Below are 13,344 nucleotides of genomic sequence, written 5' to 3' on the forward strand. Positions count from 1 at the left end.
TGCCCGATGAACAACGGCGAATCGCGCAGGCTCCCAGGGAAGTCCCCGGGGATGTTTTTGACCTCAATAATTGTTCAGGTTTTACGGTGATGCTCATGAACATGGAAACAGTGGCCAGGCAGTCGCTGTACCGGCAGACGCATGCGCGCGACGGTGACCTGCGCGCGCTGGCCGACCGGCGGCTGCTGTCGCGGATCTGGCGGTTCGCTGCGCGCCACCACCACAGGCTGGGCGGTTTCGTCGCGATCAGCGTCGTCAGTGCGCTGCTGACGGTGACGACACCGGTGCTGGCCGGCCGGGTGGTGGACGCCATCACGCGGGGCGGCCCGGCGTCGACGGTGGTGCTGCTGGCCTGCACTATCGCTGCGATCGCCGTCGCCGAAGCCGCGGTGGCCCTGTTGACCAGGTGGTTGTCGTCGAACATCGGCGAAGGTCTGATCCTGGATCTGCGCACCGCGGTGTTCGACCACGTGCAACGCATGCCGGTGGCGTTCTTCACCCGCACCCGGACCGGCGCCTTGGTGAGCCGTCTGGGTAACGACGTGATCGGGGCGCAACGGGCGTTCTCCGACACGCTCTCGGGCATCGTCGCGAACCTGGTGACCCTGACGTTGACGCTGGTCGTGATGCTCAGCATCTCGTGGCAGATCACCCTGCTGTCGTTGGCCCTGCTGCCGTTGTTCGTGCTGCCCGCCCGGCGCATCGGCACGAGGATGGCCGGGCTGTCCCGGGAGGCGGCCACCCACAACGCCACGATGAACACCCAGATGACCGAGCGGTTCTCGGCCCCTGGGGCCACCCTGGTCAAGTTGTTCGGCAGCCCGCAGACGGAGTCCGACGAGTTCGCGGCGCGTGCCGACCGGGTGCGCGACATCGGGGTGCGCACGGCGATGCTGCAGTCGACGTTCATGAACTCGCTGACGCTGATGTCGGCGCTCGCCCTGGCACTGGTCTACGGGCTGGGCGGTGTGCTGGCGATCGGCGGGCAGTTGCAGGCCGGCGCGGTGGTGTCACTGGCGCTGCTGCTGACCCGGCTGTATGCGCCGCTGACCGCACTGGCCAACGCGCGGGTCGAGATCGCCAGCGCCCTGGTGTCGTTCGAGCGGGTTTTCGAGGTGCTCGACCTGGTGCCGCTGATCGCCGAGGAACCCGATGCTATTGGAGTGCCGGCCGGGCCTGTTGATATCGAGTTCGACCACGTCCGGTTCTCCTACCCCTCGGCGGACAAGGTGTCGCTGGCCTCGCTGGAAGAAGTGGCGACGTTGGACGACCGCGGTGGTGACGAGGTGCTGCACGGCATCTCGTTCACGGCCCGGCCCGGGCAGATGGTGGCGCTGGTCGGATCGTCGGGTGCGGGCAAGTCGACCATCGCGTCGCTGCTGGCCCGGCTCTACGACGTCGACTCCGGTTCCATCAAGCTCAACGGTGCCGACGTTCGGGACGTGACGTTCGCGTCGCTCAAGGACACCGTGGGCATGGTGACCCAGGACGGACACCTGTTCCACGAGTCGATCCGCGCCAACCTGTCGCTCGCGGCTCCCGACGCGTCCGAAGACCAACTCTGGGAGGCGCTGCGCCGGGCCCGGCTCGACGATGTGGTCGCGGCGATGCCCGACGGCTTGGACACGGTTGTCGGTGAGCGCGGATACCGTCTGTCCGGAGGACAGCGGCAGCGGTTGACCATCGCGCGCCTGCTGTTGGGACGATCACGGGTGGTGGTGCTCGATGAGGCGACGGCGTCGCTGGACTCGGCCTCGGAGGCGGCGGTGCAGCAGGCCCTCGCCGAGGCGCTGGGCGGGCGCACCTCGATCGTCATCGCACACCGGTTGTCCACGGTTCGCGCGGCCGATCTCATCCTGGTCGTCGAGGACGGTCGCATCGTGGAACGGGGCATCCACCGCGAGTTGCTCGCCCGTGGTGGCCGCTACACCGAGCTGTACGACACGCAGTTCTCCGAGGAGGTTCCGGCGGCATGAGGTTAATCGTTTGCCCCTGATGGGAAGATTGAACCAGTGAGTCAGCCCGCGATCGCCCCATCACCGAAGCGGATCCGGACCAGTTCAGATCTGTGGCGGCTGTTGCCTTATCTGCTGCCGTACCGGACCCGCTGGATCGTCATGATCGTGGTCGCGGTGGTCAGCCTGGCCGCGACGGTGGCGATTCCGCTGATGACCAAGGCCGTGATCGACGGTCCGGTGCGCCACCAGGATCCGCACGGGCTGTGGGTACTGGGTTCGGCCGCGGTGGCGGTCGGCATCTCCGAGGCCGTGCTGTGGTTCATCCGGCGCTGGATGGTCGCCCGCGCCACGATGGGCGTCGAGGCCGACATCCGCAAGGATCTCTACGCGCGGCTGCAGATCCTGCCGATGAGCTTCCACAGCCGCTGGCAGTCCGGGCAGCTGCTGTCGCGGGTGATGAACGACCTGTCCACGATCCGCCGGTTTTTGTCCTTCGGGCTGGTGTTCCTGATCCTCAACACCCTGCAGATCGTCGTGGTGACGTCGATCCTGCTGGCCATGTACTGGCCGCTGGGTGTGGTGGTGCTGGTGTCGATCGTGCCGATCACGCTGACCGTGCTGCATTTCGAGCGGGAGTACACCCGGTTGTCGCGGCTGGCGCAGGACCAGACCGGCCACGTCGCAACCCATGTCGAGGAGGCCGCTCTCGGGCTGCGGGTGGTCAAGGCCTTCGGTCGCGAGGACTACGTCTTCGACCGGTTCGACGAACAGGCCACGCAGCTCTACGAGACGCAGTTCGCCAGGGTCAGTGTGTCGGCGAAGTTCTGGACGCTGCTGGAGGTCATCCCCAACCTCACGCTGATCGTGGTGCTGGGGTTCGGTGCGTACGCGGCGGGCCACGGCCACGTCACGATGGGCACCCTGGTCGCCTTCATCACGATGATGCTGTCGCTGGTGTGGCCGATCGCCTCGCTCGGTTTCCTGCTGTCGATGACTCAGGAGTCGTTCACCGCGGCCAACCGGATCGCCGAGATCTTCGATTCCCCGATCGACATCGCCGACGGTCCGGTGTCGCAGGCGCCCCGCGGCGGACGGTTGGAGCTGCGGGACGTGGGCTTCAAGTTCCCCGACGGCGAGGACGAATGGGCTTTGCGCCACGTCAACGTGGTGGTGGAACCGGGGCAGACGCTGGCGCTCGTCGGCGCGACCGGGTCGGGCAAATCGGTGCTGGCCGCGTTGTTCTCGCGGCTGTACGACGTAACCGAAGGCCAGATCCTGATCGACGGCCGCGACATCAGGGAGCTGAGCCTGCCCGTGCTGCGGCAGGCCGTGGCCACCGCGTTCGAGGATCCGACACTGTTCTCGATGTCGGTGGCGGAGAACCTGCGGCTGGGCCGTGCCGATGCCACCGACGAGCAGTTGCGCCAGGCCATCGAGATCGCGGCCGCACAGTTCGTCTACGACCTGCCGTTCGGCCTGGACACCCGGATCGGCGAGCAGGGTATGAGCCTGTCCGGTGGGCAGCGCCAACGCCTTTCGCTGGCCCGTGCGATCCTGGCGGCGCCCAAGATCCTGGTGCTCGACGACACGCTGTCGGCGCTGGACGTGCATACCGAGGCCGTGGTGACGGAGGCTCTCGGGCGTGTCCTGCTCGGGGTGACGGGCATCATCGTGGCGCACCGCGCGTCGACGGTGCTGCTGGCCGACCAGGTCGCCCTGTTGCAGGACGGCACCATCACTCACATCGGGACGCACACCGAATTGCTCACGCGGGTACCGCAATACCGCTACCTGCTGGCCGCCGATGACCAACTCGACGACGCGAGCGAGCGCAGTTGCGAATGGGAGGACGACGAGGAGCTGGGCCGGTTGCAGCGCGGGCAGGCCGAGCGCGCGGCCATCGACGAAGTGGGCGAGCCACCGTATCTCGGGGCGGAGGTGCAGCGCCGATGACCACCACCCAATGGCGTGGCCGGCTGACCGACGACGAGCAGGACGACTCCGACGGCACACCCGCCGGCGCGTCCGCCCTTCCGATCGACGAGAGCGTGCCCCGGCGCCGGGAGGCCCGGGCGCTGCTCATCTCGTTGCTGCGCCCCTACCGGTGGACGGTCGCCGTGCTGGCGCTGGTGGTCGTGGTGGAAAACGCTGCCCGGCTTTCGGTTCCGATCCTGGTTCAGCGCGGTATCGACCGGGGCATCCCGCCGATTCTGGAGGGCGGCCCGGCCCGTGAGCTGATGCTCATCGTCGGCACGCTGTGCGCGGTGGTGATCGTGCAGGCGATCAGCCGCATGTTCTTCCTGCGGCGCTCCGGCCGGGTCGGGCAGCGGGTGCTGTTGGAGTTGCGCCGGCGGGTGTTCCGCCATTTCGGCAAGCTCGATGTGGCCTTCCACGACCGGTATACGTCAGGCCGAGTGGTCAGCCGGTCCACCAATGACGTCGAGGCCATCCAGGACATGCTGGAAACCGGTTTCGACAGCCTGATCACCGCGGTGCTGACATTGTTCGGTACCGCGATCCTGCTGGTCGCGCTCGACTGGCGGCTGGGCCTGATGTGCCTGGCGGCGTTCCCGATCCTGGTCGCCCTGGTGTGGTGGTTCCGCAACGAGTCGGGCAAGACCTACCGGCTGGTGCGGGAGAGCGCGGCGCTGGTGATCGTGCAGTTCGTCGAGACCATGACCGGGATCAAGGCCGTGCAGGCCTACCGGCGCGAGCCGCGCAACCAGGAGATCTTCGACGACGTCGCCGACGAGTACCGGGCGATCAACGAGAAGACCTTCAAGCTACTGGCGATCTTCATGCCCGGCGTCAAGCTCGTCGGCAACCTCACCACGGGCGTGGTGCTGCTCTACGGCGGCTCTCGGGTGCTGCACGGTGAGATGACCATCGGCACACTGGCCGCGTTCCTGCTGTACCTGCGGATGTTCTTCGAACCGATGCAGGAGATCTCGCAGTTCTTCAACACCTTCCAGTCGGCGTCCTCGGCTCTGGAGAAGCTGGCCGGGGTGCTGGCCCAGCAGCCCGCGATCGCGGATCCGGAGGTGCCTGTGGCATTGCCGGACCCGAAGGGCGACATCGTGTTCCACGATGTGCGGTTCGAATACGCGCCGGGGCGCCCGGTGTTGCCCGGGCTTGAACTCTCGGTGCCGGCCGGCCAGACGGTGGCGCTGGTGGGTACCACCGGCGCGGGCAAGACCACCATCGCCAAGTTGATCGCCCGGTTCTACGACCCCACGGCCGGATCAGTGACGCTGGACGGTGTGGATCTGCGCGAGCTTGCGCAGGCGGAACTGCGCCGCCACGTCGTGATGGTCACCCAGGAGAACTTCATGTTCTCCGGGACGGTCGCCGACAACATCCGGTTCGGACGACCCGGGGCCACCGATGAGCAAGTGCGGGAGGCCGCCGCTGCGGTCGGTGCGGACCGCTTCATCGACACATTGCCCGACGGGTATGACACCGACGTCGCCAAGCGCGGTGGCCGGCTGTCGGCGGGGCAGCGTCAGCTGGTGGCGTTCGCCCGGGCATTCCTGGCCGATCCGGCGGTACTGATCCTGGATGAGGCTACGTCCTCACTGGACATTCCGAGCGAACGAATGGTGCAGCGCGCGTTGGAAACCGTGTTGGCCGACCGCACCGCGCTGGTGATCGCGCACCGGCTCTCCACGGTGCAGATCGCCGACCGGGTCCTCGTCCTAGAGCACGGCCGCATCATCGAGGACGGCGCACCGGCCGATCTCATCGACCGGGCCGACGGGGCTTATGCGGCGTTGCACCGGGCCTGGGTCGATTCGCTGGCCTGACGGTGTCAGCCCCTATCGCGTGGCGGTGACGTGCAGGACGGCGTCGTAGGTCTGTGCGCCTGCGCCGATGTGCACGGTGATGTCCCACCGCCCCGGTGTGGACAGGTCGATTTCGCCGCGGTAGTCATCTCTGCCTATCGGCGTGGCCTCTACGGCGGGCGCGGTCAGGCCTATCTGCGGCATGCGTGGTTCGAACCGCACTGAATCCGGGGTCGGGGTTTCGCCTGCACTGCCGAGGATTTCGATGATCAGCGGGCCAACCCCGACCTTCGGCGGATCGTCTTTCAAGCGCACCAGGTACGGACCCGCGGTCGCTTCGGCGACGATCGGCGTCCGTGGTTGCGGCCACAACAGCCACAGCATGCCGCCGCCCACGGCGACGACCATCACCGCGATGCCCAGCCAGCGCAGGCCGTTCACGGTGCCGGCTACAGCTTTTCGATGTCGGGAAGCGCCCAGGTCTTTTCGAACAGCGCGGGTTTCGGGCCGTAGAGCCGGAACAGCACCTCGAACTGGCCGTCGGGCTTTGTCGGAATCCAGTTGGACTCCTTGCCTTCTGGGGCAGACGGGCCGAAGTAGATGTCGACGGACCCGTCGGGGTTCGTCACGAGGTCGGGCCGGTGTGAGGAGCGGCTCCCGTACGGCAGGTCACGGATCAGCGCGTGGGTCGCCCGGTCGTACACCGTGGCCGACCAGTACAGCGAGACCGGCGCGTCAGCAGGTACCCGTAGCCGGTAGGCGGAGGCGCCGTCGAATGGCCGGCCGTTGGCATCGGCGATCGTCATCACGTAGAACTGGCCCTGCCCAAGGTGTTTGGCACTGAAGTAGACGAACGAATACACGATGCCGCGTTCGTCGACGGGGTAGCTGGCCGGGTCGGCGAAACCGCTCTGCATGCCCTGCACCACCTCGGGCGGGGCGGGCAACGCCCAGTGAGTTCCGTCGAAGTACGGCGGTGCGAAGCACTGTGGATAGCCGGCGTCGAGCCAGTCGTGTGCGTCGGCGGCCGCCTCCTCCAGGACCTGCTTCAATTCGTCGTCGGGTTCGAACGGCTTGCCCTTCTCGATACCGATCGCCTTGAGCGCCGAGATCATCACCCGGTCCCGTTGCAGCCACGGTTCGCGCTGGACGAACTGGTGGAGCAGTTCGAAGAACCGCAGATCGTAAGGAATCGTGCTGTCGTACAACGCACCAGACGCGTCGACGAATGCGGTCGGTGAAGGATGCGCCAGCGGGTAACACGTGATGCGCTTGCCGTACTCGGCCGCCGCGGTGACATCGGCGTCACTGCTTGAGGCGATGTTGGATCGCAGCGCCCCGAATCCGGTGTACGTCGCCGATGGCAGCGGGATGTAACCGTCGGGAACCTCGCCGTCGAACCCGGGCGGCAGGATCAGGTACTTGCCGCCCTTGCCCTTGTCGACTCCGGCGGGCCCGACGTCCTCGAGCGCCTCCTGCCAGCCGTTGTCCACCGACCCGGTGATCGAACCCCCTTCGGCGGGTGGGATTTCCAATACGACCCGCCCGGCCTGGGTGTTGTAGAACGGGAAGAAGTACACGGTGTCCGGGTTGGGAGTCAGGGTCTGGTTCTTCCAGTCGAGCAGTTTCGACCAGAACACCACCTGGTTGTCGCCCGCGCCGACTCCGGTTGCCGCTTCGCGCAGCAGCTCGAAGTTGACGGCGGGCATACCCCAGATCACGGCCTGGACGGCACGGGCATGCACCAACGGGTCCATGCCCAAGACGCTAGTACCTCACCGCACGGTGTCGAAGAATGTCTTCACATCTTCGACGAACAATTCCGGCTGTTCGAAGGCGGCGAAGTGTCCGCCGCGCGGCATCGTCGTGAAGTGGGTGACGTTGTAGCCGGTCTCGCACCAGCTGCGCGGGGCGCGCAGGATCTCCAGCGGGAACGACGCGATACCGGTGGGCAGGCTGACATATTCGCCGCCGGCGAAGGTGTTGGCGCTTTCCCAGTACAGCCGCGCCGACGAGGCCGCCGATGCGGTGAGCCAGTAGAGCATGACGTTGTCGAGCATCTCGTCTCTGGACACCACGCTCTCGGGGTTTCCGTCGCAGTCCATCCACGACCAGAACTTCTCCACGATCCACGCCAGCTGACCGACGGGGGAGTCCACCAGCCCGTACCCCACGGTCTGCGGCCGGGTGGACTGCTGCTTCATGTAGCCCGAGTCCCACTTGCGGTAGTACTCGATCCGGGCCAGGGCCGCCTGCAGGTCCTCGGTCATCTCTCCGATGCCGTCGGCCGGTGGCTGCGCGATCGGCATGTTCACGTGAATGCCCACACACGAGCCCACGTTGCGGCCGATCTGCGTCGTCACCGCGGCGCCCCAGTCGCCGCCCTGCGCGCCGTAGCGGTCGTAGCCCAACCGCGTCATCAGGGTGTCCCAGGCCTGCGCGATCTTCCCGATTCCCCACCCCGGTGAGCTCGGCTTGCCGGAGAAGCCGTAGCCGGGCAGTGACGGGCACACCACGTCGAATCCGGCCTCGGTCAGCGGTTCGATGACCTTGTGGAATTCGACGATCGACCCGGGCCAGCCGTGGGTGATCAGCAGTGGGAACGCGTCCTTGCGCCCGGATCGCTGGTGGATGAAATGGATGTCCAGGCCGTCGATTTCGGTGGTGAAGTGGTCGAACCGGTTCAGGGCGGCTTCGCGGGCACGCCAGTCGTACTCGTTGGCCCAGTAGGTCGCCAGATCCTTGGTGTAGTCCAGCGGGATGCCCTGGGTCCAGTCCTCGACGCACTCGGCCTCGGGCCATCGGGTCCGGTTCAGTCGCTGCTTGAGGTCGTCGAGATCGGCGTCGGGAATTGCGATGCGGAAGGGATTGATCGACTGGTCGCTCGAGGTCATGTAGGCCATCCTGTCGCGCCGGAGCGTCCAGCGGTATCAATATTATGTTGACAACAAAATGTTGAAAAACCATTCTGGATGCCGTGACGAACGAATCGCTGCAGCCGCCCAATCCCAGCCGCGAGCGTGCTCATCGCGAGTACGCGGGGCTGTTCCGAATCGCGGAGCGTCATGCCGATACCGCCGACAGGCGGGCCCGAAGCAGCAACGCGCACATGGTCGAGCCGCACGAGGCTGTCCGAATAGTCGCGGCGTTGGCCGGGGGAACGTTCAGCCCGGAACCCGGCGAGCCGGACATCGACGAGGACGACCTGATGGCCGCGCTCACGCTGATGCCGAAGGTTCGCCTCGACCTGGACGAGCTCGAAGCGCTCCTGCTGTTGGCCGCGCATCAACGCGGATTCACCTGGCAGCGCATCGCGTTCGGGCTGGGGCTGGGCAGTGCGCAGGCCGCCCGGCAGCGCTACGAGCGCCTGGTCCGGCGTACCGGCTGAGGGGTCAGGGAATCTGGCGCAGCCGTCGCGCCTTGGAGACCGCCTCGTGACGGTTGCGGGCGCCGAGCTTGGCTGCCGCGCTGCGCAGATAACTCTTCACGGTTTCCGGCTTGAGTGAAAGCCGCTGGGCTGCTTCGGCATTGGTGCACCCGAGGGCGACCTGCGCCAGCACGTCAACCTCGCGCGAGGTCAGCGGGGCGCTGGCCGGCGGGTCGCCGCGCAGGGCGACCGCGAGCCGGTCGGCGAGCTCGCGCAACGGCCCGGCCAGGTCCGGGGTGTCGGCAGCCAGCCGGCGCAGGTCGGCGTGTACCTCGCGGATCTGCTCGGTGTCTGCCGGTTGATCGGTGAAGTTGGTCAGCGCGGCCTCACGCATCCGCAGGCGCCGGTCCACCTCGTCGCGGACGCGAAGCTCGTCGCTCAACCGCTGGGCCGAGGCCACCATCGCGGCCGCGGTCCGGTCGCCGATCGGGGCGCTGGTGCGGTGCGCTCCGTAGAGCACGGCCCGCGCCGTGCCGTCGACGACCACCGGCACGGCCAGGATCGAGCGGATCCCCTCGGTCAGCACCGGCTCGTCGTAATCGTGGGTGATGGTCGAAGAGCGCCGGTAATCGGGCACCGAGATGGGACGGCGGGACGCCACGCTGGCCCCGCCCAGCCCGGCGCGGGGCAGCACCGCGAGCCCGCGCATGGCGCCGGTGCGGGTGCCGAAGAACTCGCTCAACAGCAGGGTGTCGTCGTGCACCTGCCCACCGAAGGCCAGCGGAAGCCCGGTATCGGTGGCCATGCGGCGCAGCTCGGCGCGTACCGCGTCACCGTCGCGGGGCCGCAATAACCAGGGGCGCATCGTCGGTACACACTTTCGGGGGTAGCGGGCGGGCGAGTGTGACGTAGAGCATAACTGTCATGAATGTCGTCGCGAGCAACACGGACCGCTACCGCGGTGCCCGTGACCAGCTGGTTGCCACCATCGCGGACTACGCCCAGGCGGTCGAGGAATTCGCCTGGCCGCAGATCAGCGGCACCTTCAACTGGGCGCTCGACTGGTTCGACGCCATCGCCAGGGGCAACGACCGCACGGCGCTGTGGATCGTCGAGGAGGACGGTTCCGAACAGCAGGTGACCTTTGCCGAGATGGCGCAGCGCTCCGACCGCGTCGCGGCCTGGCTGCAGGGACTCGGCGTGAGCAAGGGCGACCGGGTCCTGTTGATGCTCGGCAATCAGGTCGAGTTGTGGGAGGCCATGCTGGCCATCGCCAAGCTGGGCGCGGTCATCATGCCGACGACCGGGGCGCTGGGGCCGGCGGACCTGTCCGATCGCATCGCCCGCGGCGGCGCGCGGTTCGTCGTGGCCAACACCGCCGATGCGGTCAAGTTCGCCGAGGTGCCCGGCGACTACGTGCGGATCGCGGTCGGTGAGACGCCGACGGGCTGGCATCGCTACGCCGACGCGCAGGACGTGGCACCGCAGCGGTTCGAGGCGTGCACCACGGTCGACGACCCGATGCTCATCTACTTCACCTCCGGCACCACGAGCAAGCCGAAGCTGGTCGAGCACTCCCAGGTGAGCTACCCCGTCGGCCACCTGACCACGATGGCCTGGATCGGCGTCAAACCCGGCGACGTGCACCTCGCGATCAGCTCGCCCGGCTGGGCCAAGCACGCCTGGAGCTGTTTCTTCGCACCGTGGATCGCCGAGGCGACGATCTTCGTCTACAACTACGCGCGCTTCGATGCGGCAGCCCTGCTGGGTCAGTTGCGGCGGGCCACGGTCAACACGTTCTGCGCACCGCCGACGGTGTGGCGCATGCTGATCCAGGCCGACCTGGGGGAGCGGCCCGAGGGGCTGCGGGAGATCCTGGGCGCCGGTGAGCCGCTGAACCCGGATGTGATCGCCCAGGTGGAAAAGGCCTGGGGGCTGACGATTCGCGACGGGTTCGGCCAGACCGAGACCTCGCTGCTGGTCGGCAATACCCCCGGCCAGCCGGTGAAACCGGGATCTATGGGCCGGCCGATGCCGGGCGTCTCGGTGGTACTGGTGGATCCGATCACGTCGACGCTCGCCGACGAGGGGGAGATCTGCCTGGACCTGGCCGCGCACCCGCGCAACCTGATGACCGGCTATCTCGGTGACCCCCAACGCAATGAGGCCGTGATGGCCGGCGGTTACTACCACACCGGCGACGTCGCCGGCCGGGACGAGGACGGCTACATCACCTACATCGGCCGCACCGACGACGTGTTCAAGTCCAGCGACTACAAGGTGTCGCCGTTCGAGTTGGAGAGCGTGCTGATCGAGCATCCGGCCGTGGTCGAGGCCGCGGTGGTGCCGCAACCCGACGACACCCGGCTGTCGGTGCCCAAGGCGTATCTCGCGCTGGCCGATGGCTGGGAAGCCAACGCGGACACGGCGAAAGAGGTCATGGCCTATGCCCGCGACCATCTCGCCCCCTACCTCAAGGTGCGCCGGGTGGAGTTCTTCGACCTGCCCAAGACGATCTCGGGCAAGATCCGCCGCGTCGAGTTGCGCAAGCGTGAGGACGCGGCCCATGAAGCGGGCCAACCCATTTCCACCGAATTCCGATACGAGGATCTACTGGGATGAAGTCCTACGACGCCGGCCCCGCCGATGTACCCGTGCTCGAAGAGACCATCGGGGCGAACTTCGAGCGCATGGTTGCGGCCGGGCCCGACGCCGACGCGCTGGTCGAGGTGGCCACCGGGCGGCACTGGACCTACGCCGCGCTCAACAGCGAGGTCGACGCGGTGGCACGTGGTCTCATGGCGCTGGGCGTGCAGAAGGGCGACCGCGTCGGGATCTGGGCGCCCAACTGTGCCGAATGGGTGATGCTTCAGCTCGCGACGGCCAAGATCGGCGCGATCCTGGTCAACATCAACCCGGCGTACCGCACCCACGAACTGGCCTACGTACTCAAGCAATCCGGCATTCGGACGCTGGTGTCGGCCACCGCGTTCAAGTCCTCCGACTATGTGACGATGGTGGCCGAGGTGCAGGCGGAATGTCCGGCGCTGAAAGACATCATCTTCCTCGGCACCCTGGATTGGGACCGGTTGCACATCGAGCAGGCCGGCGAGGATGAATTGCGGGCGCGGACGGGTGAGCTGTCCAACACCGACCCGATCAACATCCAGTACACCTCGGGGACAACAGGATTCCCCAAGGGTGCGACGCTGAGCCATCGCAACATCCTGAACAACGGGTTCTTCGTCGGAGGGCTGATCAATTTCGACCGCGGCGACCGGGTGTGTATCCCGGTGCCGTTCTACCACTGCTTCGGCATGGTGATGGGCAACCTCGGTGCGCTGACCCACGGTGCGACGATCGTCATCCCCGCACCGGGATTCGATCCCGGCATCACGCTGGCCGCCGTCGAATCCGAGCAGTGCACCGCGCTGTACGGGGTACCGACGATGTTCATCGCCATGCTCGGGCATCCCGACTTCGCCGGATTCGACCTGTCCTCACTGCGGACCGGGATCATGGCGGGCTCGGTGTGCCCCGTCGAGGTGATGAAGCACGTGGTGGCAGACATGCACATGGCCGAGGTGGCGATCTGTTACGGCATGACCGAGACGTCACCGGTGTCGTGTCAGACGCTGGTCGACGACGATCTGGAGCGCCGCACCGCCACCATCGGTCGCGCCCATCCGCACATCGAGGTCAAGATCGTCGACCCGGACACCGGCGAGACGGTCGAGCGCGGGGAGCCCGGCGAGTTCTGCACCCGCGGTTACTCGGTCATGCTCGGCTACTGGGATGAGCCAGCGAAAACCGCGGAGGCCATCGACACCGACGGCTGGATGCACACCGGGGACCTGGCGGTGATGCGTGGGGACGGCTACTGCACGGTGGTCGGCCGGATCAAGGACATGGTGATCCGCGGCGGCGAGAACGTCTATCCCCGTGAGATCGAGGAGTTTCTCTATACCCATCCCGACATCGACGACGCCCAGGTGATCGGCGTACCTGACGCCAAGTACGGCGAGGAGGTCTGCGCGTGGGTCCGGATGAAACCGGGCCGTGCGCCGCTGGACGCCGAGGCGCTGCGGGCATTCGCCTCAGGGAAGCTGGCCCACTACAAGATCCCGCGTTATGTCGTTGTCGTGGAGGAATTCCCGATGACGGTGACGGGGAAGATCCGCAAGGTCGACATGCGGGACGAGAGCGTCAAACTCCTCGGCCTCGGCGACAGCTAGCT

10 protein-coding genes are annotated in these 13,344 nt (G+C 67.1%); 6 read left to right on the forward strand and 4 right to left on the reverse strand.

What is annotated here, in order from left to right:
* Positions 1–95: 95 nt before the first annotated feature.
* The 3 genes from ACNQVK_RS10040 to ACNQVK_RS10050 are packed head-to-tail and all read left to right on the forward strand — an operon-like array spanning position 96 to position 5,761.
* Complete coding sequence (locus tag ACNQVK_RS10040; protein ID WP_418029391.1) at positions 96–1,976, forward strand: ABC transporter ATP-binding protein; 1,881 nt, start codon at positions 96–98, stop codon at positions 1,974–1,976.
* A 36-nt stretch (positions 1,977–2,012) separates the two neighbouring features.
* Complete coding sequence (locus ACNQVK_RS10045) at positions 2,013–3,911, forward strand: ABC transporter ATP-binding protein (RefSeq protein WP_418029392.1); 1,899 nt, start codon at positions 2,013–2,015, stop codon at positions 3,909–3,911.
* On the forward strand, positions 3,908–5,761 hold the full coding sequence (locus ACNQVK_RS10050) for an ABC transporter ATP-binding protein (RefSeq protein WP_418029393.1): 1,854 nt from the start codon (positions 3,908–3,910) through the stop codon (positions 5,759–5,761). Before ACNQVK_RS10045 ends, ACNQVK_RS10050 begins: the two co-directional genes overlap by 4 nt.
* Positions 5,762–5,773: 12 nt before the next feature.
* On the opposite strand, the gene ACNQVK_RS10055 is transcribed toward ACNQVK_RS10050, so the two are convergent.
* From ACNQVK_RS10055 to ACNQVK_RS10065, 3 genes are read right to left on the reverse strand one after another with little or no spacing between them, the layout of a single operon-like run.
* A complete protein-coding gene (locus tag ACNQVK_RS10055) occupies positions 5,774–6,181 on the reverse strand; it encodes a FixH family protein (RefSeq protein WP_418029394.1) in 408 nt (135 codons plus the stop codon).
* A gap of 8 nt (positions 6,182–6,189) precedes the next feature.
* On the reverse strand, positions 6,190–7,497 hold the full coding sequence (locus ACNQVK_RS10060; RefSeq protein WP_418029395.1) for a DUF1254 domain-containing protein: 1,308 nt from the start codon (positions 7,495–7,497) through the stop codon (positions 6,190–6,192).
* Positions 7,498–7,515: 18 nt separating this feature from the next.
* The gene (locus ACNQVK_RS10065) at positions 7,516–8,634 is read right to left on the reverse strand and encodes an epoxide hydrolase family protein (RefSeq protein ID WP_418029396.1); all 1,119 of its coding nucleotides are present in this window, start codon (positions 8,632–8,634) and stop codon (positions 7,516–7,518) included.
* An 83-nt stretch (positions 8,635–8,717) separates the two neighbouring features.
* Here ACNQVK_RS10065 and ACNQVK_RS10070 point away from each other — a divergent pair, with 83 nt between their 5' ends.
* Positions 8,718–9,128 (forward strand): DNA-binding protein, encoded by a 411-nt coding sequence (locus ACNQVK_RS10070; protein ID WP_418029397.1) that lies wholly within the window; start codon positions 8,718–8,720, stop codon positions 9,126–9,128.
* A 4-nt stretch (positions 9,129–9,132) separates the two neighbouring features.
* Here ACNQVK_RS10070 and ACNQVK_RS10075 read toward each other — a convergent pair whose 3' ends face one another.
* On the reverse strand, positions 9,133–9,972 hold the full coding sequence (locus ACNQVK_RS10075) for a LuxR C-terminal-related transcriptional regulator (protein WP_418029398.1): 840 nt from the start codon (positions 9,970–9,972) through the stop codon (positions 9,133–9,135).
* Positions 9,973–10,031: 59 nt separating this feature from the next.
* Here ACNQVK_RS10075 and ACNQVK_RS10080 point away from each other — a divergent pair, with 59 nt between their 5' ends.
* The gene (locus ACNQVK_RS10080) at positions 10,032–11,729 is read left to right on the forward strand and encodes an AMP-binding protein (protein ID WP_418029399.1); all 1,698 of its coding nucleotides are present in this window, start codon (positions 10,032–10,034) and stop codon (positions 11,727–11,729) included.
* Positions 11,726–13,342 carry an AMP-binding protein gene (locus ACNQVK_RS10085; RefSeq protein WP_418029400.1) on the forward strand — a complete coding sequence of 539 codons (1,617 nt, stop codon included), beginning with the start codon at positions 11,726–11,728 and terminating at the stop codon, positions 13,340–13,342. Before ACNQVK_RS10080 ends, ACNQVK_RS10085 begins: the two co-directional genes overlap by 4 nt.
* The last annotated feature ends 2 nt before the right edge of the window (positions 13,343–13,344 follow it).

It is taken from the genome of Mycobacterium sp. 134, assembly GCF_048282715.1.
Lineage (GTDB): Bacteria > Actinomycetota > Actinomycetes > Mycobacteriales > Mycobacteriaceae > Mycobacterium > Mycobacterium septicum.

Coding starts and splice junctions, on each gene's coding strand:
- ACNQVK_RS10085 (WP_418029400.1), top strand. CDS start 11,726: ATGAAGTCCTACGACGCCGGCCCCGCCGATGTACCCGTGCTCGAAGAG.
- ACNQVK_RS10040 (WP_418029391.1), top strand. CDS start 96: ATGAACATGGAAACAGTGGCCAGGCAGTCGCTGTACCGGCAGACGCAT.
- ACNQVK_RS10050 (WP_418029393.1), top strand. CDS start 3,908: ATGACCACCACCCAATGGCGTGGCCGGCTGACCGACGACGAGCAGGAC.
- ACNQVK_RS10080 (WP_418029399.1), top strand. CDS start 10,032: ATGAATGTCGTCGCGAGCAACACGGACCGCTACCGCGGTGCCCGTGAC.
- ACNQVK_RS10075 (WP_418029398.1), bottom strand. CDS start 9,972: ATGCGCCCCTGGTTATTGCGGCCCCGCGACGGTGACGCGGTACGCGCC.
- ACNQVK_RS10060 (WP_418029395.1), bottom strand. CDS start 7,497: ATGGACCCGTTGGTGCATGCCCGTGCCGTCCAGGCCGTGATCTGGGGT.
- ACNQVK_RS10065 (WP_418029396.1), bottom strand. CDS start 8,634: ATGACCTCGAGCGACCAGTCGATCAATCCCTTCCGCATCGCAATTCCC.